The 24217-nt window shown below is 54.4% G+C and carries 22 protein-coding genes and 4 pseudogenes; 15 read left to right on the top strand and 11 right to left on the bottom strand.

What is annotated here, in order from left to right; genetic code table 11:
• The first annotated feature begins 73 nt into the window (after window positions 1–73).
• From ACZ6J2_RS04810 to htpX, 4 genes and pseudogenes are all read left to right on the top strand, one after another.
• A complete protein-coding gene (locus ACZ6J2_RS04810; protein ID WP_008500476.1) occupies window positions 74–571 on the top strand; it encodes a GAF domain-containing protein in 498 nt (165 codons plus the stop codon).
• Window positions 572–667: 96 nt separating this feature from the next.
• Window positions 668–1354: an RNA chaperone ProQ gene (gene proQ / locus ACZ6J2_RS04805; RefSeq protein WP_014884292.1), complete on the top strand. Its 687-nt coding sequence runs from the start codon at window positions 668–670 to the stop codon at window positions 1352–1354.
• Between the two features lie 19 nt (window positions 1355–1373).
• Window positions 1374–3421 (top strand): annotated as a pseudogene (gene prc / locus ACZ6J2_RS04800) (carboxy terminal-processing peptidase).
• Between the two features lie 193 nt (window positions 3422–3614).
• Window positions 3615–4494, top strand: a pseudogene (htpX, locus tag ACZ6J2_RS04795) (protease HtpX).
• 49 nt (window positions 4495–4543) lie between these two features.
• Here htpX and ACZ6J2_RS04790 read toward each other — a convergent pair.
• Window positions 4544–5916: pseudogene (locus tag ACZ6J2_RS04790) on the bottom strand (MFS transporter).
• A 179-nt stretch (window positions 5917–6095) separates the two neighbouring features.
• Between ACZ6J2_RS04790 and kdgR the strand changes: the two are divergent.
• Window positions 6096–6887, top strand: a complete 792-nt coding sequence (gene kdgR, locus ACZ6J2_RS04785) for a DNA-binding transcriptional regulator KdgR (RefSeq protein ID WP_023312208.1) — start codon at window positions 6096–6098, stop codon at window positions 6885–6887.
• Window positions 6888–6953: 66 nt separating this feature from the next.
• Here kdgR and ACZ6J2_RS04780 read toward each other — a convergent pair whose 3' ends face one another.
• Window positions 6954–7193, bottom strand: coding sequence for a YobH family protein (locus tag ACZ6J2_RS04780; protein ID WP_033145832.1), 240 nt, complete (start codon window positions 7191–7193; stop codon window positions 6954–6956).
• A 162-nt stretch (window positions 7194–7355) separates the two neighbouring features.
• Here ACZ6J2_RS04780 and mgrB point away from each other — a divergent pair, with 162 nt between their 5' ends.
• The 7 genes and pseudogenes from mgrB (at window position 7356) to rlmA (ending at window position 12589) form a co-directional block, all read left to right on the top strand.
• Entirely contained in the window at window positions 7356–7499 is a 144-nt protein-coding gene (gene mgrB, locus ACZ6J2_RS04775; RefSeq protein WP_006175995.1) for a PhoP/PhoQ regulatory lipoprotein MgrB, read from the top strand.
• A 74-nt stretch (window positions 7500–7573) separates the two neighbouring features.
• Window positions 7574–7864 (top strand): YebO family protein, encoded by a 291-nt coding sequence (locus ACZ6J2_RS04770; RefSeq protein ID WP_029741994.1) that lies wholly within the window; start codon window positions 7574–7576, stop codon window positions 7862–7864.
• Window positions 7865–7887: 23 nt separating this feature from the next.
• On the top strand, window positions 7888–8877 hold the full coding sequence (locus ACZ6J2_RS04765; protein WP_471724973.1) for an MBL fold metallo-hydrolase: 990 nt from the start codon (window positions 7888–7890) through the stop codon (window positions 8875–8877).
• A 525-nt stretch (window positions 8878–9402) separates the two neighbouring features.
• A pseudogene (locus tag ACZ6J2_RS04760) lies at window positions 9403–9547 on the top strand (DUF2627 domain-containing protein).
• Between the two features lie 13 nt (window positions 9548–9560).
• A complete protein-coding gene (gene cspE / locus ACZ6J2_RS04755) occupies window positions 9561–9770 on the top strand; it encodes a transcription antiterminator/RNA stability regulator CspE (protein WP_001062678.1) in 210 nt (69 codons plus the stop codon).
• 219 nt (window positions 9771–9989) lie between these two features.
• Complete coding sequence (ftsI, locus tag ACZ6J2_RS04750) at window positions 9990–11708, top strand: peptidoglycan glycosyltransferase FtsI (protein ID WP_471724971.1); 1719 nt, start codon at window positions 9990–9992, stop codon at window positions 11706–11708.
• Between the two features lie 65 nt (window positions 11709–11773).
• The gene (gene rlmA, locus ACZ6J2_RS04745; protein WP_063439330.1) at window positions 11774–12589 is read left to right on the top strand and encodes a 23S rRNA (guanine(745)-N(1))-methyltransferase; all 816 of its coding nucleotides are present in this window, start codon (window positions 11774–11776) and stop codon (window positions 12587–12589) included.
• On the opposite strand, the gene mntP is transcribed toward rlmA, so the two are convergent.
• From mntP to manX, 5 genes are all read right to left on the bottom strand, one after another.
• The gene (gene mntP, locus ACZ6J2_RS04740) at window positions 12586–13152 is read right to left on the bottom strand and encodes a manganese efflux pump MntP (protein WP_471724969.1); all 567 of its coding nucleotides are present in this window, start codon (window positions 13150–13152) and stop codon (window positions 12586–12588) included. The two genes, rlmA and mntP, sit on opposite strands and share 4 nt — an antisense overlap.
• A 398-nt stretch (window positions 13153–13550) precedes the next feature.
• Window positions 13551–14009, bottom strand: a complete 459-nt coding sequence (locus ACZ6J2_RS04735; protein ID WP_471724968.1) for a DUF986 family protein — start codon at window positions 14007–14009, stop codon at window positions 13551–13553.
• A 55-nt stretch (window positions 14010–14064) separates the two neighbouring features.
• Window positions 14065–14916, bottom strand: coding sequence for a PTS mannose transporter subunit IID (locus ACZ6J2_RS04730; protein ID WP_006810994.1), 852 nt, complete (start codon window positions 14914–14916; stop codon window positions 14065–14067).
• Between the two features lie 12 nt (window positions 14917–14928).
• Window positions 14929–15729, bottom strand: a complete 801-nt coding sequence (gene manY, locus ACZ6J2_RS04725) for a PTS mannose transporter subunit IIC (protein ID WP_008500490.1) — start codon at window positions 15727–15729, stop codon at window positions 14929–14931.
• 46 nt (window positions 15730–15775) lie between these two features.
• A complete protein-coding gene (gene manX, locus ACZ6J2_RS04720) occupies window positions 15776–16741 on the bottom strand; it encodes a PTS mannose transporter subunit IIAB (protein WP_471724967.1) in 966 nt (321 codons plus the stop codon).
• A gap of 266 nt (window positions 16742–17007) precedes the next feature.
• Here manX and ACZ6J2_RS04715 point away from each other — a divergent pair, with 266 nt between their 5' ends.
• Entirely contained in the window at window positions 17008–17217 is a 210-nt protein-coding gene (locus ACZ6J2_RS04715; protein ID WP_071789402.1) for a protein YoaL, read from the top strand.
• Entirely contained in the window at window positions 17205–18764 is a 1560-nt protein-coding gene (gene yoaE / locus ACZ6J2_RS04710; protein ID WP_033145827.1) for a CNNM family cation transport protein YoaE, read from the top strand. Before ACZ6J2_RS04715 ends, yoaE begins: the two co-directional genes overlap by 13 nt.
• Window positions 18765–18770: 6 nt before the next feature.
• On the opposite strand, the gene ACZ6J2_RS04705 is transcribed toward yoaE, so the two are convergent.
• From ACZ6J2_RS04705 to pabB, 4 genes are all read right to left on the bottom strand, one after another.
• Window positions 18771–20369, bottom strand: a complete 1599-nt coding sequence (locus ACZ6J2_RS04705) for an EAL domain-containing protein (protein WP_471724966.1) — start codon at window positions 20367–20369, stop codon at window positions 18771–18773.
• Window positions 20370–20499: 130 nt separating this feature from the next.
• Window positions 20500–21864, bottom strand: a complete 1365-nt coding sequence (gene sdaA, locus ACZ6J2_RS04700; RefSeq protein ID WP_471724965.1) for an L-serine ammonia-lyase — start codon at window positions 21862–21864, stop codon at window positions 20500–20502.
• A 184-nt stretch (window positions 21865–22048) separates the two neighbouring features.
• Complete coding sequence (locus tag ACZ6J2_RS04695; RefSeq protein WP_219323053.1) at window positions 22049–22627, bottom strand: CoA pyrophosphatase; 579 nt, start codon at window positions 22625–22627, stop codon at window positions 22049–22051.
• 6 nt (window positions 22628–22633) lie between these two features.
• Window positions 22634–23959: an aminodeoxychorismate synthase component 1 gene (gene pabB, locus ACZ6J2_RS04690; protein WP_471725074.1), complete on the bottom strand. Its 1326-nt coding sequence runs from the start codon at window positions 23957–23959 to the stop codon at window positions 22634–22636.
• A gap of 61 nt (window positions 23960–24020) precedes the next feature.
• On the opposite strand from pabB, the gene ACZ6J2_RS04685 reads away from it, so the two are divergent.
• Window positions 24021–24212: a YoaH family protein gene (locus ACZ6J2_RS04685; RefSeq protein ID WP_033145823.1), complete on the top strand. Its 192-nt coding sequence runs from the start codon at window positions 24021–24023 to the stop codon at window positions 24210–24212.
• The last annotated feature ends 5 nt before the right edge of the window (window positions 24213–24217 follow it).

Raw genomic sequence — 24217 nt, 5'->3', positions numbered from 1 at the left:
GAGCATGAGCGCATTTAATGCTTATTTTAATAGGCTATGCGGTAAATTTGTAAGACAACTAAGTGATTGAATAATGAACAAAACAGAATTCTACGCGGATCTGAACCGCGATTTTAAGGCATTGATGGCGGGTGAGACCAGCTTCTTAGCCACTCTGGCAAATACTAGCGCATTGCTGTTTGAACGTCTCTCTGACGTGAACTGGGCTGGCTTTTACCTCCTGGAAGGTGAAACGCTGGTGCTCGGCCCGTTCCAGGGCAAACTGGCCTGCGTGCGTATTCCGGTAGGGCGTGGCGTATGCGGCACGGCGGTGGCCGAAAATCAGGTCCAGCGTGTGGAAGACGTTCATGCGTTTGACGGGCACATTGCCTGTGATGCCGCCAGTAATTCTGAAATCGTTCTGCCGCTGGTGGTCAAAAATCAGATTATTGGCGTTCTGGATATCGACAGTACGGTCTTCAGTCGCTTTACAACCGAGGACGAACAGGGGCTGCGCGAGCTGGTGGCGAATCTGGAAAACGTACTCGCTGCAACCGATTATCAAAAATTCTTTGCGAGCGTCGCAGGATAATCAACGGATAACGTAGCATTTACTGATAGCGTCATTATAATGACGCCTGTTCATGCCTGCGCTTGTTGGCAACGTCCGTTGTAATCAGGAAATTTCATGGAAAATCAACCTAAGTTGAATAGCAGTAAAGAAGTTATCGCATTTCTGGCCGAGCGTTTCCCGCAGTGCTTCAGCGCGGAAGGTGAAGCTCGTCCCCTGAAAGTCGGTATTTTTCAGGATCTGGTGGCGCGTGTTGAAGGGGAAATGAACCTCAGCAAAACTCAGCTGCGTTCCGCCTTACGTCTTTATACTTCGAGCTGGCGCTACCTGTACGGTATAAAACCTGGCGCGACCCGCGTGGATCTCGACGGCAACCCGTGTGGTGAGCTGGACGAGCAGCACGTTGAGCACGCGCGTAAGCAGCTTGAAGAAGCCAAAGCACGCGTTCAGGCACAACGTGCAGAACAGCAGGCGAAAAAACGCGAAGCCGCAGCGGCAAACGGCCAGGAAGAAGCGCCTCGTCGTGAGCGTAAACCACGCCCTGCGCCGCGCCGTCACGATAATAACGATCGCAAACCGCGTGCAGACAAACCAGCAGCAAAAGCCCCGCGAGCCCCTCGTGAAGAGCCGCGCCATACGCCGGTTTCTGACATTAACGCCCTGAGCGTAGGTCAGGCACTGAAGGTAAAAGCGGGTAACAATGCTATGGACGCCACCGTACTGGAAATCACCAAAGATGGCGTTCGTGTACAGCTGACTTCTGGTATGTCAATGATTGTACGCGCAGAACACTTGTTGTTCTGAAACGGAGGCCAAGCCTGGCATGAACACTTTTTTTAAGCTCACCGCGCTGGCGGGCCTGTTTGCCATAACAGGTCACGCTTTTGCAGTGGACGATATTACGCGTGTTGATCAAATTCCGGTTCTCAAGGAAGAGACGCAGCACGCGACGGTGAGCGAGCGCGTGACCTCACGTTTTACCCGCTCGCACTATCGTCAGTTCGATCTCGATCAGGCCTTTTCGGCCAAAATCTTTGACCGCTATCTGAACTTGCTGGATTACAGCCATAACGTTTTGCTCGCCAGCGATGTCGAGCAGTTCGCTAAGCGCAAATCCGAGGTGGGTGACGAGTTGCGTTCAGGCAAGCTGGATCTGTTCTACGATCTCTACAACCTGTCGCAAAAGCGCCGCTTTGAACGCTATCAGTACGCGCTGAAAGTGCTGGAACGTCCGATGGACTTCACCGGTACTGACACCTTTAATCTGGATCGCAGTAAAGCACCCTGGCCGAAAGACGAAGCCGAGTTGAATGCGCTGTGGGACGGTAAAGTTAAATACGACGAACTGAGTCTTAAGCTGACCGGCAAAGACGAAAAAGAGATCCGTGACACGCTGACGCGTCGTTACAAATTCGCCATTCGTCGTCTGGCGCAGACCAACAGTGAGGATGTCTTCTCGCTGGCGATGACCGCCTTTGCGCACGAAATCGATCCGCACACTAACTATCTCTCTCCACGCAACACCGAACAGTTCAATACCGAGATGAGCCTGTCTCTGGAAGGTATCGGCGCGGTGCTGCAGATGGATGATGATTACACGGTGATTAATTCCATGGTCGCGGGTGGCCCGGCATCCAAAAGCAAAGCGATTAGCGTAGGCGATCGCATTGTGGGTGTAGGACAAACAGGCCAGAACATGGTCGACGTGATCGGCTGGCGTCTCGATGACGTGGTTGCGCTGATCAAAGGTCCGAAAGGCAGCAAGGTTCGTCTGGAAATTCTGCCTGCCGGTAAAGGCACCAAAACCCGTATCGTTACCCTGACCCGCGAGCGCATCCGTCTGGAAGACGCGCGGTGAAAATGTCGGTGAAAACCGTGGGTAAAGAGAAGGTAGGTGTTCTGGATATTCCTGGCTTCTACGTGGGGCTGACTGACGATGTGAAGGTTCAGCTGCAGAAGCTTGAAAAGCAGAACGTCAGCAGCATTATCATCGACCTGCGCAGTAACGGCGGCGGGGCGCTGACGGAAGCAGTTTCACTCTCCGGTCTGTTCATTCCATCTGGTCCTGTGGTACAGGTGCGCGATAACAACGGTAAAGTGCGTGAAGATGCCGACAACGACGGTGTAGTCTACTACAAAGGCCCGCTGGTGGTTCTGGTTGACCGCTTCAGTGCTTCCGCGTCTGAAATCTTTGCCGCTGCAATGCAGGACTATGGCCGCGCGCTGATCGTCGGTGAGCCAACCTTCGGTAAAGGTACCGTTCAGCAGTATCGCTCTCTGAATCGTATTTACGATCAGATGCTGCGTCCGGAATGGCCTGCGCTGGGCTCGGTTCAGTACACCATTCAGAAATTCTACCGCGTGAACGGCGGCAGTACGCAGCGTAAGGGCGTAACGCCGGACATCATGATGCCGACAGGCACGGAAGAGACGGAAACCGGCGAGAAGTTTGAAGATAACGCCTTGCCGTGGGACAGCATCAATGCCGCGACCTACGTGAAAGCGGGTGATATGACGCAATTTGGCCCTGAACTGCTGAAAGCGCATAACGACCGCATCGCGAAAGATCCGGAGTTCCAGTACATCATGAAGGACATTGCACGATTCAATGCCCTGAAAGATAAGCGGAATATCGTTTCTCTGAACTACGCACAGCGTGAGAAAGAGAACAACGAAGACGATGCAACCCGCCTGGCGCGTATCAACGATCGCTTCAAGCGCGAAGGTAAGCCTCTGCTCAAGAAACTGGACGATCTGCCAAAAGATTACCAGGAGCCGGATCCGTATCTGGACGAGACGGTGCATATCGCTCTCGACCTGGCGAATCAGGAAAAAGAGAAACCTGCCGTACAGCCCGCTCCGGCAAAATAACCTCCCAACAGGCACAAGAAATTGTGCCTGTTTCTTTTTGTTCTGCATCCTTCCGTCAGCCAGATTTCCAATTGTGTAAAGTTGTGTCTTTCTGGTGACTTACGCCTGCCGGATGCTTGAAAATAGCCGCAATACCCATACGATGTGGGTAATCGCATAGTGCGTTTTGTTAAACTGAGGTAAAAAGAAAATTATGATGCGAATCGCGCTCTTCCTGCTCACCAACCTGGCGGTCATGGTGGTTTTCGGGCTCGTGCTAAGCCTGACAGGAATTCAGTCGAGCAGCGTTCAGGGTCTGTTGATTATGGCGCTGCTGTTTGGTTTTGGTGGCTCGTTCATCTCCCTGCTGATGTCGAAGTGGATGGCACTGAAATCGGTAGGTGGTGAGGTTATTGAACAACCGCGTAACGACATGGAACAGTGGCTGATGAATACGGTGGCTCAGCAATCCCGTCAGGCCGGGATCGCCATGCCGCAGGTGGCGATTTACCATGCCCCGGACATTAACGCTTTCGCCGACGGCGCGTCGCGATGCGTCACTGGTTGCCGTCAGCACCGGATTGCTGCAGAACATGAGCCGTGACGAAGCCGAAGCGGTTATTGCCCACGAAATCAGCCATATCGCCAACGGTGATATGGTGACCATGACCCTGATTCAGGGCGTGGTGAACACCTTCGTAATCTTCATCTCCCGTATTCTGGCGCAGATCGCGGCTGGCTTTATGGGCGGAAACCGTGACGAAGGTGAAGAGAGCAACGGCAATCCGCTGATCTACTTCGCCGTTTCGATGGTTCTGGAACTGGTATTCGGTATTCTGGCCAGCATCATCACCATGTGGTTCTCCCGCCACCGTGAATTCCACGCGGATGCCGGCTCGGCGAAGCTGGTTGGTCGTGAGAAGATGATTGCCGCTCTGCAGCGCCTGAAAACCAGCTACGAGCCGCAGGAAGCGAACAGCATGATGGCCTTCTGCATTAACGGTAAATCCAAATCGCTGAGCGAGCTGTTTATGTCTCACCCGCCGCTGGATAAACGTATCGAAGCGTTGCGCAGTGGGGAATATCTGAAGTAACGCTAAGAACTCTAATAGCCGGGCAGGAGAACACTCCGCCCGGCTTTTTTTATGCCTGAACCCTGGGCTGGGTCACCCGCAGGCCGCTGACGACCGCCGCGAGGGAAGCAAGGACTCCCGCGGTGAGAAGCGCAACATGGTTGCCGTTTTGCCCGGCGAGGTTAAACATCAGGGCGACCAGCGCAGCGCCGCTGCTTTGTCCCAGAAGGCGCGCGGTCCCCAGCATGCCGCTGGCACCACCGCTGCGATGGCGCGGCGCGGAGGTGATGATGGTGTGATTGTTAGGGGACTGGAACAGGCCAAACCCTGCGCCGCACAGGATCATGCGCCAGATGATGTCCAGATCGGTTGGCGATGACGGTAGCAGAGCCAGCGCGAAAAGGCCTGTCGCCATCACCGCAAGCCCCAATGCTCCCAGTAAACCGGCATGGACGCGTTCAATTAAGTAACCTGCCAGCGGCGCCATCACCATGGTCGCCAGCGGCCAGGGGGTTAACAGCAGGCCGGTCTCCACTTCTGAACGGCCGACCACGCTCTGCAGAAAGAAGGGCAAAGATACCAGAGCCAGCATTTGGGCGCAGAACGAGCAGACGGACGTGCAAATGGAGAGGGAAAAAGGGGAATACGCAGCAGATCTACCGGCAGTAAAGGCACGGGGAGAGTGAGCTGGCGGCGAACAAAGAAGAAGCCGATCGCCAGCAGGGCAATGAGCTCCGCGCCGGTAAGCATCAGAGACTGTCCCTGCGCAAAGCCGCTCAGCGCCGTAATCAGCAGGCCAAAGGTCAGGGCATTCATCACCGCACTCGCCACATCGAAGCGCGGCATGGTGCTTTTGGGACCGTTAGCGGGAAGAAAGCGCAGGGCAAAGAATATAGCGACAATGCCCAGCGGCACGTTAATAGCAAACAGCCATTGCCATGACGCAACGGAAAGGATCGCCGCCGCTATGGTTGGCCCGGCGGCGGAAGAGACGGCGACAATAAACGAGTTTATCCCCATGCCGCGCCCCAGATGACGCTGCGGATAAATTAAGCGGATCAACGCCGTGTTTACGCTCATGAGCGCCGCGCCGCCAAAACCCTGCGCAATTCGTGCAAGCGTCAGGGTATGCAGCGAATCTGAAAGGGCGCATAGCAAGGACGTGAAGGTGAAAACCACCAGACCGCACTGATACACCCGACGGTAACCGAACATATCGCCCAGGAAAGAGAACGAGAGCAGGGAAACCACAATCGCAATCTGATAGGCATTAACGATCCATATCGAACTGGCGGGAGAGGCGTGCAGGTCGCTGGCGATGGTTGGCAGGGCAACGTTCGCGATTGCGCCGTCAAGGACGGCCATTGAGATACCAATAATGATGGTCGCTATAGCGCCATACCGCTGGGGTAAAGGCAGGCCATCGGAAAGGGTCTTTTCCATTAGGATTAAAAAAGCTCAGCGTGAAATTATTCTCAGGGTAACTATTTTAGCATTGTTACAGCCGCGATATGTCGCAGATTTGTAACGAAGTAAACGCGGATTGATTGCAGGTGACATGACGGGAACTTATAATAAAAACCGGTTCTGATTTTTATAAAACACTCTCTATGAGGTGGTAAATGGCTATTGCGGATTTGGATAAACAGCCAGATTCTGTTTCTTCCGTGCTGAAGGTGTTTGGCATCTTACAGGCGCTGGGGGAAGAGCGTGAAATAGGTATTACAGAGTTGTCGCAGCGCGTGATGATGTCTAAAAGCACCGTATATCGCTTTTTGCAAACCATGAAGTCGCTGGGCTACGTTGCCCAGGAAGGCGAATCTGAAAAATACTCTCTGACGCTGAAGCTGTTTGAGCTGGGCGCCCGTGCGCTACAAAATGTTGACCTGATCCGCAGCGCTGATATTCAGATGCGTGAAATCTCTCGCCTGACCAAAGAGACCATCCATCTCGGCGCGCTGGACGAAGACAGCATTGTTTACATCCATAAAATCGACTCCATGTACAATCTGCGCATGTACTCGCGTATTGGTCGTCGCAATCCGCTCTACAGCACCGCGATTGGTAAGGTTCTGCTGGCGTGGCGCGATCGTGAAGAAGTGAAGCAGATCCTCGAAGGCGTGGAATACAAGCAAAGTACTTCCCGAACCATTACCAGCACGGACGCGCTCTTAACGGTGCTCGATCGCGTACGCGAACAGGGGTATGGCGAAGATAACGAAGAGCAGGAAGAGGGGCTTCGCTGCATCGGCGTTCCGGTGTTTGACCGCTTTGGGGTTGTGATCGCGGGCTTGAGTATCTCCTTCCCAACCTTACGCTTCTCCGAAGAGCGCCTGCATGAATATGTGGCTATTCTGCACACTGCCGCACGTAAGATTTCTGAACAGATGGGTTACCACGACTACCCGTTTTAACCTCTGCTCGTATAAAAAAACGCCGCTCTGTTGCGGCGTTTTTTTGCCAGTCATTTCACCGGCCGATTAGCCATTATCAATCACGACGGATGTCTTACGCAGGACCGGACAGTGGGTCAAGCCAACGATCCCGCTGTCCGTATGAAGATACTGCGCAGTGCTCACGCCCTGTGCTGTTAAATATTTACATTGAATCCCTAACCCGGCTGCGTTCTCGGTGCTTCCCACGAGCACACCGTAACCCGTGAGCAGAAGGCCAATCCAGACGATGGCCAGCGCAATAATTGTTCGAATGATGAAGCGCATCATTAACCTCTTTTGTCGTTGTTATCATAAAGCTAGCGTAAACGGTTTACACGATGAAACAAGTGCAGGATTCTGAAAAAAAGCGCGATGGCAGTACAGTTAGTCCTTGTTTAAGATAAGCGTGATAACCTCGTTACATCAGGTTTTTAGACGGAGTGCGGAGTGAAAAAAATACGCTGGGTAATTCTGATTATCGTGCTGATAGCGTGCGTGGTGTTATGGACGCAGACGATCAATGTGATGTGCGATCAGGATGTACAGTTTTTTAGCGGCGTTTGCGCAATCAATAAGTTTATCCCGTGGTAATACGCATTTTTTCTCAAGGTGATTTCCTTCCTTCACACCAGTGGTAAAATAGACGTTTTTATTGAGGTGGTGAAATGGGTGAGTTACTGAATTCAGGGCTGCTGAATATGGCATCCCTGATGATTTCTTTGGTTGTTCTGCTTGTGGGCCTGGTCATCTGGTTTTTCGTGAACCGCGCCAGTTCCCGTACTAACGAGCAGATTGAACTGCTGGAAGCGCTTCTCGATCAGCAAAAACGTCAGAATGCGCTGCTGCGCCGTCTGTGTGAGGCTAACGAACCGGAAGAGAAAGACGCGCCGAAAGACGCGGTCGCTGAAGATAGCAAAGACGAAGACGACTTTATCCGCCTGGTGGCTGAGCGTTAATCTTTTTATGCTGGGAGGTGGCTGTGGTCTGGAAAAATCCCTGGTATGACCCCTCCCTGAAACATCACACCCCGAACGGTTTTCGTAATACCGATCCTGTCGGACATCAACCCGGCGATCTTGACCGTTGGCGCAAAGCGCGTAAAGAGGCCGGTTTACCGAAGCCACCCGCGCTGGGTTATAAAGACTTTATCCAACAGTGGTGGCAACCGGTTGAGCTTACGCAACCTCATGAAGATGGGGTGTGGTGGCTGGGACACGCGAGCGTGATGCTGCAGCTGGACGGCAATATCATCCTTACCGATCCGGTTTTTTCACGGCGCGCTTCTCCACTCCCTTTCCTGGGACCACAGCGCAAAACGCCTCCCGCTCTGTCAGTCGATCAACTCCATCAGCTTGATGCGGTCGTCATCTCCCATAATCATTACGATCATCTTGATGACGCGACCATTCGCCGTATTCTCAAACGCTTCCCCGAGGTCAGTTTTTTTGTTCCGCTGGGCCTGGCCGGCTGGTTTCGCCGCCGGGGGGCAAAACGCGTGGTTGAGCTCGACTGGTGGCAGAGCTTCACCTGGCAGGGAATGACGCTAACCGCCGTACCGGCACAGCACTGGAGTATGCGCACGCCGTGGAACCGCAATCGCTCATTATGGTGCGGCTGGGTTATGGAAGGTCGACATCATCGTTTCTGGTTCAGCGGAGATACGGGGTATTCGCCTGAACTACTGTTGATACCAGAACGCCTGGGCCATATCGATGCAGCCGCGTTACCGATTGGAGCCTATGCCCCACGCTGGTTCATGGCAGTCCATCATATGGATCCGCAATCGGCGGTGGCATTGTGGCAGCAGCTGGGCTGCCCTCTGGCGTTTCCCATTCACTGGGGCGTGTTTGAACTGGCAGATGAATCCCTGGATGAACCTGTGCGGGAGTTAACTGACGCGCTAGATAATTTAGCACCAGTTAATCATTCTTTCAGGATACTGAAAATTGGTGAATATTTATCCTTATAAACGAAGCGATAAAGTAGTGCATATATTCTGTCTGGAAACGCGTGCAGGATTGTTTTATTTTTATCGAAACGTTTTGCTTGCCTTCTTTTGATGCAGAGTCATAAAAATTTCATTATTTTGGTGCATAACACTGTTTATTAGTTGGTGCATTTTAATACAGTTCGGCGCGGGTTATTAACAGTGTTTTTTGTCTGAAACAATTTGGTCGCGTTACAATGATTTAAGCATAAGTTTTCACAAATTGTTCTAACTCAATCAGGACGTAAGATTTCTTTTCCCGTTTGCTGGACGCTTCGTAATGATTGAGCTATGTTAAAAAAGTCTTAGATTACAGCGCTTGTGAAAGCAAGGCTGGGTCTTTGTTACGCAGCAGGGCTGTCTGTAAGTGATGCGCATAATTGTGCAAAACCTGACAGGCACTGTTCGAATTTGTGCGGCGGATCGAGACATGTTTAAAAATGGCTTGCCATATTAAACATAGTGTGTGATAACACGTTTTGGGTCAAACGAGGTACAGTTCTGTTTATGTGTGGCATTTTCAGTAAAGAAGTCCTGAGTAAACACGTTGTCGTTGAATACCGCTTCTCTGCCGAACCTTATATTAGTGCCTCATGCAGTAATGTCTCAGTTTTATCTCAGTTAATGCCTGCGGGCTAAGAAAACACTCTAAGGAATTTTGCAAAATGGCAAAGATTAAAGGTCAAGTTAAGTGGTTCAACGAGTCTAAAGGTTTTGGTTTCATTACTCCTGCTGACGGTAGCAAAGACGTGTTCGTACACTTCTCTGCAATCCAGGGTAACGGCTTCAAAACTCTGGCTGAAGGCCAGAACGTTGAGTTCGAAATTCAGGACGGCCAGAAAGGCCCAGCTGCAGTTAACGTAACTGCTATCTGATCGAACCGCTGCTGACTGAAGCGCTTAGCACTTCAATCTCAGACATAAAGCCTCGCATAACGCGGGGCTTTTTTATGTCCTTTATCTTTCAAAATATTACCATTCGCGGTTTTGTTAGTAACTTGTTGCAAAGCTGCGAGGTTAGTAGCACTGTTTTGCCACCTTAAACCCATCTTTTCCCGTTAAATCAGTGCGTTGTTTAACAGTCCTGGGGTTCAGGTGAAGAAGAAATTGATAACGACCGCTGGCAATTTCACGCCGGCGCGTTTTGTGCTGCTCTGTTTAGCTATTTTTTGTAGTCTGGCTTTTTTGCTGGGCCGCGTTGCCTGGCTGCAAATCATCAAGCCTGACAATCTGGTGAAGCAGGAAGATATGCGATCCCTCCGCCAGCTGGCGATTGATGCGCCGCGGGGCATGATAATGGATCGCGAAGGTCGCCCCCTGGCGGTGAGCGTGCCCGTCCGGGCCGTCTGGGCCGATCCTAAAGCGGTGCTGGCAAAAGGGGGCGTTGGCATTGACGAACGCTGGCAGGCGTTGGCAAACGCGCTGCATCTCTCCCTGGGCACGCTTTCGGCGCGAATCAACGCCAACCCGCAGGGGCGTTTTATTTATCTTGCCCGTCAGGTCGATCCCGCACAGGCGAAGTGGATCGATAAGCTGAATCTGCCCGGCATCAATTTACGCGACGAGTCCCGCCGTTTTTATCCTGCCGGTCATGTGGCAGCGAACCTGATTGGCTTCACCAATATTGACGGGCAGGGCATTGAAGGCGTGGAAAAAAGCTTCAATGCGCAGCTGACCGGCAAGGCCGGAGTGCGGCAGGTAAGGGAAGACCGCTATGGTCGCGTGGTTGAAAACCTGACGGAAGTGGCGCCTGCACCGGCGCATAACATCCAGTTAAGTATCGACGAGCGGCTGCAAACCATCACCGAAGATGCGCTCGATAATGCCGTGGCCTGGAATAAGGCCGAGTCTGGTGCATCGGTGCTAATTAATATCCCAACCGGGGAAATACTCGCCATGGCGAGCTATCCGGATTTCAACCCCAATAATCGGGAAGGCGCGACGATAAACGACTTCCGCAATCGCGCGATCAGCGATACGTTCGAACCCGGCTCGACGGTCAAGCCGCTGGTGCTGATGACTGCCCTACAGCAGGGCCTGGTCCAGCCGGACAGCGTGATTGACACTCACCCGTATACCCTTGACGGGCATCGTATCCGCGACGTGGGCTATTATCCTGAACTGACGATGACCGGGATCCTGCAAAAATCGAGCGACACCGGCGTATCCCGTCTCTCCCTGGCAATGCCTGTCCAGCATCTTATTGATACATATAGAAACTTTGGGTTTGGCACGAATACGGGGCTTGGCTTAACGGGCGAGAGCGCGGGGCTGCTGCCAAATCGTAAATACTGGAGCCAGCTCGATCGTGCGACCTTTGCCTTCGGCTACGGGCTGATGGTGACGCCGCTCCAGCTGGCGCACGTCTACGCCACGATCGGCGGCTTCGGGCTCGAGCGACCTCTCTCGATTACGCGTATCGATCCACCCGTTATCGGGCACCGCGTCATGCCGGAAGAGATCGCGCACGAGGTGGAGCACATGATGGAGAGCGTTGCGCTTCCCGGCGGCGGGGGCGTTAAGGCCGCCGTTCGTGATTATCGGGTGGCGGTGAAAACCGGTACGGCGAAGAAAATTGACGACAGCGGGAAGTACGTCGATAAATACGTCGCCTATACGGCCGGCGTTGCGCCCGCCAGCGATCCGCGCTTTGCTCTGGTGGTGGTCATTAACGATCCGCAAAATGGCGCCTACTACGGCGGTGCCGTTTCCGCACCTGTATTCAGCGAGATTATGGGTAACGTGCTGCGTCTGGAGAATGTGAAACCTGACGGGTTACCGGCGGGTTCCGATCACCTAATCGTTATGCGTTAACCGGGCGTTTATAACCAGGGCGAATAGCGGTACACTTCGCCCTTTGATTATGCTCCGGAGTCACCATGTCCTTCAGCTGTCCCCTTTGCCACGCCCCCCTGACGCATTCAGATAAAAGCTATACCTGTCCGCAGGGGCATCAGTTTGATATGGCAAAAGAAGGCTACGTGAATCTTCTGCCGGTGCAGCATAAGCGCTCCCGCGATCCAGGCGACAGTGCAGAGATGATGCAGGCGCGTCGTGCGTTTCTGGATGCCGGGCACTATCTGCCGCTGCGGGAGACCGTCGCGCAGATGCTGAATGACATCCTGCCGGGTTCAGCCACCGCCATGCTCGATATCGGCTGCGGGGAAGGGTACTACACCGCACGGTTTGCCGGGATCGCACGCGAGAAGGGCGCGTTGACATTCGGTCTGGACGTGTCGAAAGTGGCCATTCGCGCGGCGGCAAAGCGTTACGCGGACGTGACGTTCTGCGTGGCATCCAGCCACCGGCTGCCGTTTGACGATGCCAGCATGGATGCGGTTATCCGCATTTACGCGCCCTGCAAGGCGGAAGAGCTGGCTCGCGTTGTGAAACCGGGCGGATGGGTCGTCACCGTGACGCCGGGCCCGCGTCATCTGATGGAGCTGAAAGGCCTGATCTACGACGAAGTGCGTCTGCATGCCCCTCATTCTGAACAGCTGGCCGGTTTTAGCCTGAAGCAGGAGCAAAGCGTGGCGTATGAAATGACGCTTAAAGGGGAAGAAGCAACCGCGCTGCTGCAGATGACGCCGTTCGCGTGGCGGGCAAAACCGGAAGTGTGGGAAGCGTTAGCTCTACAATCAATATTTAACTGCCAGACGGATTTCAGTATCCACGTCTGGCAGCGCGAAGATTAACCGGCGAAGTGTGCCCAGAGGATCTGGGCTCCAATGCCAATCAGCACAATTCCTCCCAGGATCTCGGCGCGTTTACCCAGCAGCGGGCCGATAAACCGTCCAACCATCATGCCCAGCGTGGACATGATCAGCGTTGCGCAGCCGATGGCCAGCGCGGTGGCTATAATATTGACCTGCAGGAATGCCAGACCGACGCCGACGGCCATCGCATCAAGGCTGGTGGCAATCGCCGTGGTGACCAGCAGCCAGAACCCGTGGCGGTGCTGCGGTTCTTCATCTTCATCATCACCGCCGCGAAAACCTTCAATCACCATTCGGCCACCGAGAAACACCAGCAGTACGAAGGCAATCCAGTGGTTCCACTCCAGCACGAACTGGCTGGCGAGCATGCCAAGTCCCCAGCCGATAAGCGGCGTCAGCGTTTCGATAGCACCGAAAATGAGACCGGTACGCAGGGCTTCTGAGATCTTAGGTTTGTGGAGCGTGGCGCCTTTTCCGATGGAAGCAGCAAATGCGTCCATGGACATGCCAAAAGCGAGGAGGATCGTAGCGGAGATATTCATAACAGCGTCCAGACCGGGGATATCCATATGACACATCACTGCCCCCAGTAAACAGCAGTTGATGTATCTATGGTCTCGCCTGATCGCGCCGCACAAAAGATGTGCTGTCAGCGATCCGTACGCGCCACGTTTTTCAACGAGTATGTTGACACGTACATTTCCTGCGGGCAGGAAATCGGCTACTCCCCAACGACGGGCGCAACCTTAACATATTTTGAGAATACAAAACAACAATGAGGAGGCATTATTTAAAATGCTTGGTGATAACGATTTTCATTTGTCTTTAAGCGTGAAGATATCGTTAACAAATAGAGATCAAATTAACGAAGGGGATATAGCTTTGGCTATATTTCTTGCGCACGATAAACGCAGTATATAGCCATTGCTATATATCTAACCTATTGAGTCTTAACGAGTAAATTGTATATTCTTTCCAGGTCGTCAATATTCTTCACCCGAACAAGCACGCGGCGTTGTTCTAATTGCATCACCAGCACACCGTCTTCGGATAAATTCATCTCTTTAATACGGTTATATTCTATCCACACATTGGCGAAGAAAAACCCGCGGGATTTAAAAATGATTTTTGGCGTGCGGATCCAGAACAGATAAACAGCCATTAACGCCAGCGCACATAATAACCATGTGGTTAATATTGCACCATGGCCGGTGACGTTATTGTAAATAAGAATAGCGATGAGACCCGCGAAGATAAACGCATCCACGCGCCCGCGTCGCAAAAGGGGAAGGGAGAGCAGCGTCTCGCCGTGACGGCGGGGCATGATGAACTCGTCATAGATCGCGTAAGCCAGAAGGGCTGCAATAAATAAAACCAGTACGATGTCCGTGACAGTCATTCATCCTCCAGATAAAAAAAACCGGGGGCAAGCCCCCGGCCGATAGCATTGAAACTTACAGACCCAGCAGGCCGACAGCGTAGCCCGCGATACCGATGACGAAGAAGCCAACGATAATCCACAGCGGGTTCACTTTCTTACGCAGCAGCCACATGCAGGCGAAGGTCAACAGCAGCGGTACCAGGCCAGGCATCAGCTGGTCCAGAATCGTCTGCACGGTGGTGACGCGCGTCTGACCATCCTGCCCGGTGATGGTCGATACCACCAGCGGGATGTTCACGTGCGTCCACTTGTTAACCAGCGCCCCCATGACAAACAGGCCGAGGATTGACGCCCCCTCAGTCAGTTTCTGCAGGAAGCCGCCCCCCATGTCCTTAACAATGTCCACCCCTTTACGGTAGCCGTAGGCCACACCGTAGTAACGGGTCAGCAGACGCACGGCGTTGAACAGGATGAAGAACAGCAGCGGGCCAAGCAGGCTGCCGCTCATCGCGATACCGGCACCCAGCGCCGCGAAGACCGGACGCACGGTACCCCAGAAGATTGGGTCACCGACACCGGCCAGCGGACCCATCAGGCCGACTTTGATACCGTTGATGGCACCGTCGTCAATCTCTGCGCCGTTCGCACGCTGTTCTTCCATCGCCAGCGTTACGCCCAGTACCGGAGCCGCTACGTAAGGATGGGTGTTAAAGAATTCCAGGTGACGCTTGATCGCCTGACGGCGCGCTTCGTTGTTTTCCGGGTACAGGCGTTTGATCGCCGGTACCATGGAGAAGCAGAAGCCCAGCGCCTGCATACGTTCGAAGTTCCATGAACCCTGAAACAGGTTAGAACGGATGAACACGCCACGAATATCACCCGGAGTGAGTTTTTTCTCGGTGGTAGTTTTTGTCATATCAACCATTTCGCTCACCTGCTAGTCCAGTTCGTTATCGAGATCGTTGTTACCAGCAGCCTGCGCTGGGGCACCCGCGACGCGGTTATATTTCGGGCTGAGCTGGATGTAGAGAATCGCCATTACCGCACCAATCACACCCAGTGCAACCAGGTTGAAGTTGGTGAAGGCAGCGGTCACGAAGCCGAGGTAGAAGAACGGCATTAGATAGCCTGCGCGCATCATGTTGATGACCATCGCATAACCGACGACCACGATCATGCCGCCCGCGATGTTCAGACCGCCGGTGACCACTTCTGGAATGGCGTTCAGCATGCTCTGCACTTCACTGGTACCAACAGAGATCGCCACGATAACAGCCGGGATTGCGATACGCATCGCCTGCAGGAACAGGGACGAAACGTGGATCCACGACAGTGCCGTGAGGTTGCCGTTTTCGGCCGCCTTATCCGCAGCGTGCTGGAAGGCAACGGTGATAGTACGAACGATGATGGTCAGAACCTGGCCTGCTGCAGCCAGCGGGATCGCCAGGGCGATACCGGCACCAATACTCTGGTGACCAGCAATAACCAGAACGGTCGAAATGATAGAGGCTAGCGCCGCATCGGGCGCAACCGCCGCGCCGATGTTCATCCAGCCCAGGGCGATCATTTCCAGGGTACCACCGATGATGATACCGGTTTTCATGTCACCCAGAACGGCCCCAATCAGCGTACAGGCCACCAGAGGGCGGTGGAACTGAAATTCATCAAGTACGGATTCCATACCCGCAATACATGCGACGACGAACACCAGCACAATCTGAAGAGTGGTAATCTCCATTGCACTTCTCCTATTACATAAACTTTATATGAGAACCGGCGCGGGCTTATTTCCCAACTTTGCCGATCAAATCCATCATTTTCAGTTTTTGATCCGTAGAAACCTTACGGGCTTCCAGTTCAATACCGCGCGCATTCAGCTTGTTGAATGCCTCGATATCTTTCGCATCGACTGAAATGGCGTTGTTGACCTGCGTTTTGCCCTGACGGAATGCCATACCACCGATGTTCACGGAGGTGATTTTCACGCCGCCTTCAACAATGCGCTCAACGTCTGTCGGGTTAGTGAACAGGAGCATTACGCGTTCACCCGCATATTTCGGGTTGTTATAAACGCGGATCATCTTGGCGACATCCACGACGTGCGCGGTAACGCCAGGAGGAGCAACCTGAGTCAGAAGGGTTTTACGAACGGTATCGGCGGCAACTTCGTCGCTGACCACAATAATGCGTCGAACGTTGGTCTCTTTGGTCCAGCGCGTGGCGACCTGGCCGTGGATTAATCGGTCATCAATACGCGCCAGGCCGATGACCATGTAATCGTTCGGACCCATCGGTTTTGCCGGTTCTGCCGCTTTTGGTGCCGCTGCAGGCGCAGGGGCAGGTTTTTCAACCGGCTGCGCCTTCAGGGCTTTTACCCCTTCGCGACCGGTTTCAACGGCCAGCGCCACCAGCTCATAGAACGCCGGATTGTCGTCGCGAGCCATGAAGGTTTCCACCAGCATGGGAATATTCACCCCGGCGACAACTTCATAGTGCTCTTTATCGACGACAATGCGGCTGGCGGCATTGAACGGGCTGCCGCCCCATGTATCAACGAGAAACAGCACGCCTTTGCTGGTATCCAGCTTCGCGAGTTGAGCGTTGTACTTCTCTATCAGCGTCTCGGCGTTTTCACCGGGAACGAAATCGATCCAGCCGACGTTTTCCTGCTCGCCCAACAGCATCTCTGCCGTTTTGAGTAGCTGCTCAGCAGCCCAACCATGTGTGCCTATGACAATAGCAATGGTCACTTGCTACCTCCTTTTATTATCATTAATACGTCTGCCAGGCAGTCGTACTGAGAATCGTATTGGCGAAGCGAATCGATTCAGATAAGGGTTAGAGTTCAAAAAAACTAAGACTTCCGCGAATTATTTTAGATAGTGAAAAAATAATTTATGTGATGAAGATCCGTAATTTAGCCACGCGTTACAGATTTATCTGTAGCGTAAAGCCGCTGTGTTACAGAACTTTGCAAAGGAACGTAAATCTTTGCTAAAAACACAGTGTCTCTGATATGTTTAGCCTCCGTTTAATCGTTCAGGAGTATAGGGCTACAGCCCACTATATGGACCGTCACCGACGTCAGTCATCTGCCAGGCCCTTTCGCGCCTTATTCACCGGCGATCCTCGCCACGTATCGACTCTGTTTACCTCTGTTTTGCCCACGTTGAGTGGGGCACCGTTTCGTCATTCCTTTAGCAGGAGCTTGTCATGGAATTCTTAATGGACCCGTCAATCTGGGTGGGATTGCTCACGCTGGTGGTGCTGGAGATTGTTCTCGGCATTGATAACCTGGTGTTTATCGCCATCCTTGCGGACAAACTGCCGCCAAAACAGCGTGATAAAGCGCGTCTGATTGGTCTCTCGCTGGCACTGGTTATGCGACTAGGGCTGCTCTCCGTCATCTCCTGGATGGTCACGCTGACCAAACCGCTGTTCTCCGTCATGGATTACACCTTCTCCGGGCGTGATTTAATCATGCTGATCGGGGGGATATTCCTTCTTTTCAAAGCGACGACGGAGCTACACGAGCGGCTGGAAAACCGTCAGCACGATGATGGGCACGGTAAAGGCTATGCCAGCTTCTGGGTGGTGGTGCTGCAGATTGTGGTGCTTGATGCGGTCTTCTCGCTGGATGCGGTGATCACGGCGGTCGGCATGGTGAATCATCTGCCGGTAATGATGGCGGCTGTTGTCATTGCGATGGCGGTCATGCTGCTGGCCTCGAAGCCGCTGACGCGCTTCGTCAACCAGCATCCGACGGTGGTCGTGCTGTGTCTGAGCTTCCTGCTGATGATTGGTCTGAGCCTGGTGGCGGAAGGTTTTGGCTTCCATATTCCGAAAGGCTACCTGTACGCCGCGATTGGCTTCTCGATTCTGATCGAGCTGTTCAACCAGATTGCACGCCGTAACTTTATTAAGCAGCAGTCGAATCAGCCGCTGCGCGCCCGTACCGCAGACGCGATTCTGCGCCTGATGGGCGGTCGTCGTCAGGTGAACGTCCAGTCTGATTCCGAAAACCATAACCCGGTTCCGGTCCCGGAAGGGGCGTTTGTGGAACAAGAGCGCTACATGATTAACGGCGTGCTCTCCCTGGCCTCCCGTTCGCTGCGCGGCATCATGACGCCGCGCGGGGAGATCAGCTGGGTTGATGCAAATCTAAGCGTCGATGAAATTCGCCAGCAATTGCTCTCTTCTCCGCACAGCCTGTTCCCGGTGTGTCGCGGAGAGCTGGATGAGATCATCGGCGTCGTGCGGGCAAAAGAGATGCTGGTGGCCCTGGAAGAGGGCGTCAACGTGGAAGCCGTTGCTGCTGCGTCGCCTGCGATTGTCGTGCCGGAAACGCTGGATCCTATCAACCTGCTCGGAGTGCTGCGCCGCGCTCGCGGTAGCTTTGTTATCGTCACCAACGAGTTTGGCGTGGTGCAGGGGCTGGTTACGCCGCTGGACGTGCTGGAAGCGATTGCCGGTGAATTCCCGGATGCCGACGAAACGCCAGAGATCGTTGCCGACGGTGAAGGCTGGCTGGTTAAAGGTACCACCGACCTGCACGCGCTCTCGCACACGCTGGGGCTGGAAAACGTGATCAACGATGAAGAAGACATCGCGACCGTTGCCGGCCTGGTGATCGCGGTTAACGGGCAAATCCCGCGCGTCGGCGATGTGATCGAGCTGGCGCCGCTGCACATTACGATCGTTGAAGCCAACGACTATCGCGTTGATATGGTTCGCATTGTTAAAGAACAATCAGCCCACGACGAAGATGAGTAAGCCGGCTTAGCGCAGCGGCATTAAGGGCACGATGTGCCCGTTATGATGCGCTGGCGGGGATGAACTTCCCGCCAGCCACTTCGGAAAATCCCGTAGCGGCATGGGCCGCGCATAGAAAAACCCCTGCAGGACAGGCACGCCATGGCGGCGCAAGTAGCGCGCCTGCTCCTCCGTCTCGACCCCTTCAGCAACCAGTTCGATATTCAGCCGCTGACCCAGCGCAATAATCATATCCGTCACCGTCGAGTTCACGGCGTCGGTACCGATGGCGGTGGTAAACGACTGGTCGATTTTCAGCACGTCCGGGTGCAGCTTTTCAAGCCAGGAGAGGGAGCTGTTCCCGGTCCCAAAATCGTCGATGGCGAGCTTCACCCCTTTGCGATGCAGTTCGCGCACGATGCGATAATCCGCATCCAGCAGCGCATCCCGTTCCGTGAGTTCAATCACCAGCTGCTGGCGCGGACCGGCGCTGAACCAGAGGCGGTTCAGGTCCTGTATCAATGCCGCATGACGGAAATGGCTGGCGGCGACGTTAATACCGATGTGAAAACCGGCGCTGGAAGGGAAGTAGCCTATCTGGCGCACCGTTTCGGCGATGACATAGCGGGTCAGGGGGACAATCTGGTTATGTTCTTCTGCCAGAGGGATAAACACCTCCGGGGTGATCCAACCCTGACGGGGGTTATTCCAGCGCAGCAGGATCTCCACGCCGGTGCACGCCTGGGTACGGGCATTCACCAGCGGCTGGCAGAAAAGCTCAAATTCCCGCGCCGCAATGCCCATATCGATCTCCCACGTAAAGCTCATCCGGTTTGCCGTTGCCAGCCAGGCGAGATAGCCCAGCAGCAGGCTGAGCATCAGCCCCAGCGGCAGCTGGGCTGGCAGGCTTTTTAAGGCTAATTCTCCAGGGCCTGGCCCGCTGACCGTAATGGTGAAAGGGTTTCGGGTTGACGATTGCTGGAAAAGAGAGCCCTCCTCATCAAACGTCAGGCTGTCGCTGACGCGTTGTCCATAGCGTAAAAAGCGATCGCCTACGGTTAGCGCCACGTCATTAATAAGCGGGCGCTGGGGCTCCAGGATCATTTTGGCAATCAGATCGATATTGATGATTTCGATAACGCCTGCTTCACCGTCCTGAGAGACGGGATACCACTGGATCAATATCGGGCTACCTTTAAGCAGCCACTGGTCGCTCGATAAAATCAGCTTCGCCTTGCTGGCGGGTAATTCTTTCAGGAAGTCGCGAACGGGCACATTGCGGCTCCCGAAAATACTCGAGCAGTACAGCATACCCTCGTTAATCAGGGCGATGGAGCGTACCGTCTGCAAAATGGCGGCCTGCTTTCGCAGCGCCAGGTGCGCCTGTGAGCAGGGCTGCCCCACCAGGGGCTGCAGCACGCTGCGCCGGTTCTCTAAAGAAAGCAGGACATTATCAAGGGCGCGAACGGTGTGGCTGGTAAAATCGAGGATCCGCTGTTGGTTAACATTGCGCTGTGAAATGAAGCGAATGCCTAACGTCAGGATGAGCGTGAGGAGCGCAACCGTCACACAGACGATAACGCGTTTTCGGCGATAGTTTTTAATGATCGTTTGTGCAGTTTGCATGAACGGTCGCCTGATAAGCCACCAGCCACAAAAGCCGGACGCAACAGTAAAAGTGTAGTGGGGAAAGCAGAAGGAGACGAGAAAGAAGAGGGAAATTCGCCCATCCGTTGCAGATGGGCGAAAGGCAGTATTAGTCGCACTGCACCTTAATGGCCAGGCCACCGCGGGACGTCTCGCGGTATTTCGCGTTCATGTCCTTGCCGGTTTCGTACATGGTTTCAATCACCTTATCCAGCGATACGCGAGGTTCGCTGGTACGGCGCATCGCCATACGTGAGGCGTTGATGGCTTTCACCGAGGCAATCGCGTTACGCTCGATGCACGGCACCTGCACCTGGCCCGCGACCGGGTCACAGGTCAGGCCGAGGTTATGTTCCATACCGATTTCCGCCGCCACGCAGACCTGCTCAGGGCTTGCGCCCAGCAGCTCTGCCAGACCCGCCGCCGCCATAGAGCAGGCAACGCCCACTTCACCCTGACAGCCCACTTCCGCACCGGAGATGGAGGCGTTCATTTTGTACAGCGCACCGATGGCACCTGCCGCCAGGAAATAGCGGATGTAGATGTCCGGCGTCACGGGCTCAATAAAGTGATCGTAATACGCCAGCACTGCCGGAACGATACCGCAGGCGCCGTTGGTTGGCGCCGTCACGACGCGTCCACCTGCGGCGTTCTCTTCGTTAACCGCCAGGGCAAACATGTTTACCCAGTCAACCACGTTCATCGGGTCGTTGGAGAACTTGTCCGTGGTCACCAGCATACGGCGCAGGGCAGAGGCACGACGCGGTACGCGCAGTGGACCCGGCAGAACGCCTTCGGTGTTCATCCCGCGGTCGATACAGGCGCGCATGGTTTGCCAGACGTTCGCAAAATAGTCTTCAATCTCTTTTTTGCTGTGCAGGGCCAGTTCGTTCTGCATCACCATACCGGACAGTGAAAGACCGGTCTCTTTGCAGTAGCCCAGCATTTCGGTAGCCGATTTGAACGGGTACGGTACGCTGACGTCGCCGACGCTATCTTTGCCAAAATGCTCTTCATCCACGATGAAGCCACCGCCGATGGAGTAGTACGTTTTGCTGTAAATCTCTTTTTCACCGCTGTAAGCGTGAATGGTCATGCCGTTTTCATGCAGCGGCAGGTTGTCGCTGCGAAAACGCATGCCGTCATCCTGCGGGAAATCGACTTCCTGCTGGCCGTTTGCCAGCAGCAGGCGGCCGCGTGTTTCCACGTCACGGATGAATGCCGGGATGGCATCAATATCTACGGTATCTGGCATGTTGCCTGCCAGACCCATAATAATGGCGATATCGGTGTGGTGGCCTTTACCCGTTAATGACAGCGAGCCGTAAACATCCACGGCGACACGGGTAACGCTTTCCAGTAATCTTTTTTCGACCAGATCATCGACGAACTGTTTACCGGCCTTCATCGGGCCAACAGTATGGGAAGACGAAGGGCCAATTCCCACTTTGAACATGTCGAATATACTAATCACTTTCACACTCCTGACAGGGTTACCGGGGTTCCAGTAACGATGTTATAACTGCGCATAGTGTAAGAGGGAACACCGACCTCGGCTTAACTATTCACATGAATTAAACTAATGGTTAACGATGGGTTTTGCTAATAGCGCGACGCGGATCGCAAACCTGCGAAAAAGGGTGGAATGTAAAGTATAGTCAAGGCTTCAGGCCGATTTGCAGCGCCAGTTCACGAATGATGCCCGCCGTCATGCCCCAGACAAAATAATGCTGATACCAGGACAACCAGACCCGATGGTCATGCCCGCGACGCTGAATATCCAGCGGGTGATAACGGCTGAGCCGGAGCGCCTCTTCGAGGGGCATTTCAAACACCGCTGAAACTTCATCGACGCTGGCGTGATACTGCAGGCCGGGCGGGATAATGCCCACCACCGGCGTGACCTGAAAACCGGTGACGCTGTCGACGGGCGGCAGCACGCCGATAACCTCCACCGCCTCCGGTGGAATGGCCACCTCTTCCTGCGCTTCCCGCAGCGCGGCGGCAATCAGCGAGGCGTCGGAGCTGTCTACTGCGCCACCCGGAAAGGCGACCTGACCCGCGTGCTTGCGTAAATGGGGAGAACGCTGGGTGAGCAGCAGGCCCGGCTGCGCGCGACGCACGACTGGGATCAGCACGGCCGCCTGACGCTGGTTCAGCGCTTCGCGGTTGACCTGCGGTCGTAATAGCTGAAAACGAGATAAAAAATCGTCCAGCGTCAGGTTCTCTTTTTCCACCCGTGATTACTCCAGTTGTTTCAGGATACGGTTAACTTTATCAAAGGTTTCCTGATATTCCGCATCGACCTGGCTATCGGCAACAATGCCGCCCCCGGCCGAGCAGTAAAGGTTTCCGCCGCAGGCCGTCAGCGTGCGAATGGTAATGCTGGTATCCATGGTGCCGCACAGGCTGATATAGCCGATGCTGCCGCACCAGGCGTTGCGGCGGTGCGGTTCCAGTTCGTCGATAATTTCCATGGCGCGAATTTTAGGCGCGCCGGTGATGGAGCCGCCCGGAAACGCCGCGCGGAGCAGATCGCAGGCGGTGCGAGAGGCGGGTAGACGCGCGGTAATGGTACTGACCAGATGATGCACCGCCGGGAACGGCTCGACGACAAACAGTTCCGGCACGCGCACGCTGCCAGGTTCAGCGACGCGGCCAATATCGTTACGCATCAGATCGACAATCATCAGGTTCTCGGCGCGGTCTTTCGGCGAGGCGGCCAGCTTTTCCGCCTGCTGGCGATCGGCATCGGGGTCCGCAAGACGCGGTAACGTGCCTTTAATCGGACGGGTTTGAATCGTGCCCTCGGCCAGATGAATAAAGCGCTCGGGTGACAGGCTGAGTATGGCCCCCCGTTCCAGACGGACAAACGCGCTGAACGGCGCCTTGTTGCTGGCATTAAGACGGGTAAACGCCTGCCACTCATCTCCCCGGTATGTCGCCTGGAAGCGCTGGGCGAGGTTAACCTGGTAGCAGTCACCGCTTTGCAGATACGCCTGAACGCGCGCGAATTTTTCGGCATACTCCGCTGCGGTCATGTTCGAGCGCCAGCCAGATGTAAGGGTAAACGTCTCTGCCGGTGCAGGCCGTTGCGCCTCCAGCCACGCCAGACGCGCCTGCACGTCATGATGGCTCAGCAGTGAAACCGTTTTTTTCTGATGATCGACAATTAACGCCCAGTCATACAGCCCCACGGCCATGTCTGGCAGGGAAATATCAGCCTGCGCATGCTCCGGCAGCGTTTCGAAACGGCGACCCAGATCGTACCCAAACAGGCCCAGCGCGCCGCCCTGAAAAGGGAGGTCCGGGTTCGGCGCGGCAGATAAGTCCAGCGCGTTAATGGCCTGCTGCAGCTGCTTCAGGGGATCGTCCGTTAACGCCAGGTCTTCGGTTGTCAGCGTCTTTAGCGGATCGGCCACCAGAATGTCGAAGCGGCTATAGGGATGGTCCGCATGGCCGGAATGCAGCAGCATCGCAAACGGAAGATGGCTCAGGCGGGCAAACCAGAATTCAGCGGCGTCTGCACGCCAGGGCAAGGTAATAACAGTGGGGAAGCGCATGTTCATGTGTGGCATACTACCGGGCAGCGTGAAATAATTAGCGCGAATAATTTAGCAGGAGTTGACGATGTTTGCAGGTTTACCTTCTCTGAGCCATGAACAGCAGCAGAAAGCGGTTGAGCGAATTCAGGAACTGATGTCCCAGGGGATGAGCAGCGGACAGGCGATTACCGTTGTCGCAGAGGAGATTCGCGCCAGTCATTCCGGCGAGCGGATCGTGGCGCGTTTCGAAGATGAAGATGAAGATCCAGAAGAGTAATCGGG

Source organism: Enterobacter sp. E14S (assembly GCF_055666685.1).
This window is presented reverse-complemented; position numbering and strand designations above follow the sequence as displayed.

What these genes read in the sequence shown, in the direction of transcription:
- ACZ6J2_RS04780 (WP_033145832.1), bottom strand. Translation starts at nt 7,193, where the DNA reads ATGCGCTTCATCATTCGAACAATTATTGCGCTGGCCATCGTCTGGATT.
- ACZ6J2_RS04730 (WP_006810994.1), bottom strand. Translation starts at nt 14,916, where the DNA reads ATGGTTGATATGACAAAAACTACCACCGAGAAAAAACTCACTCCGGGT.
- manY (WP_008500490.1), bottom strand. Translation starts at nt 15,729, where the DNA reads ATGGAGATTACCACTCTTCAGATTGTGCTGGTGTTCGTCGTCGCATGT.
- kdgR (WP_023312208.1), top strand. Translation starts at nt 6,096, where the DNA reads ATGGCTATTGCGGATTTGGATAAACAGCCAGATTCTGTTTCTTCCGTG.
- pabB (WP_471725074.1), bottom strand. Translation starts at nt 23,959, where the DNA reads ATGAACATGCGCTTCCCCACTGTTATTACCTTGCCCTGGCGTGCAGAC.
- yoaE (WP_033145827.1), top strand. Translation starts at nt 17,205, where the DNA reads ATGGAATTCTTAATGGACCCGTCAATCTGGGTGGGATTGCTCACGCTG.
- ACZ6J2_RS04810 (WP_008500476.1), top strand. Translation starts at nt 74, where the DNA reads ATGAACAAAACAGAATTCTACGCGGATCTGAACCGCGATTTTAAGGCA.
- ACZ6J2_RS04715 (WP_071789402.1), top strand. Translation starts at nt 17,008, where the DNA reads ATGTTTAGCCTCCGTTTAATCGTTCAGGAGTATAGGGCTACAGCCCAC.
- mntP (WP_471724969.1), bottom strand. Translation starts at nt 13,152, where the DNA reads ATGAATATCTCCGCTACGATCCTCCTCGCTTTTGGCATGTCCATGGAC.
- ACZ6J2_RS04685 (WP_033145823.1), top strand. Translation starts at nt 24,021, where the DNA reads ATGTTTGCAGGTTTACCTTCTCTGAGCCATGAACAGCAGCAGAAAGCG.
- cspE (WP_001062678.1), top strand. Translation starts at nt 9,561, where the DNA reads ATGGCAAAGATTAAAGGTCAAGTTAAGTGGTTCAACGAGTCTAAAGGT.
- proQ (WP_014884292.1), top strand. Translation starts at nt 668, where the DNA reads ATGGAAAATCAACCTAAGTTGAATAGCAGTAAAGAAGTTATCGCATTT.
- rlmA (WP_063439330.1), top strand. Translation starts at nt 11,774, where the DNA reads ATGTCCTTCAGCTGTCCCCTTTGCCACGCCCCCCTGACGCATTCAGAT.
- ACZ6J2_RS04735 (WP_471724968.1), bottom strand. Translation starts at nt 14,009, where the DNA reads ATGACTGTCACGGACATCGTACTGGTTTTATTTATTGCAGCCCTTCTG.
- ACZ6J2_RS04705 (WP_471724966.1), bottom strand. Translation starts at nt 20,369, where the DNA reads ATGCAAACTGCACAAACGATCATTAAAAACTATCGCCGAAAACGCGTT.
- ACZ6J2_RS04770 (WP_029741994.1), top strand. Translation starts at nt 7,574, where the DNA reads ATGGGTGAGTTACTGAATTCAGGGCTGCTGAATATGGCATCCCTGATG.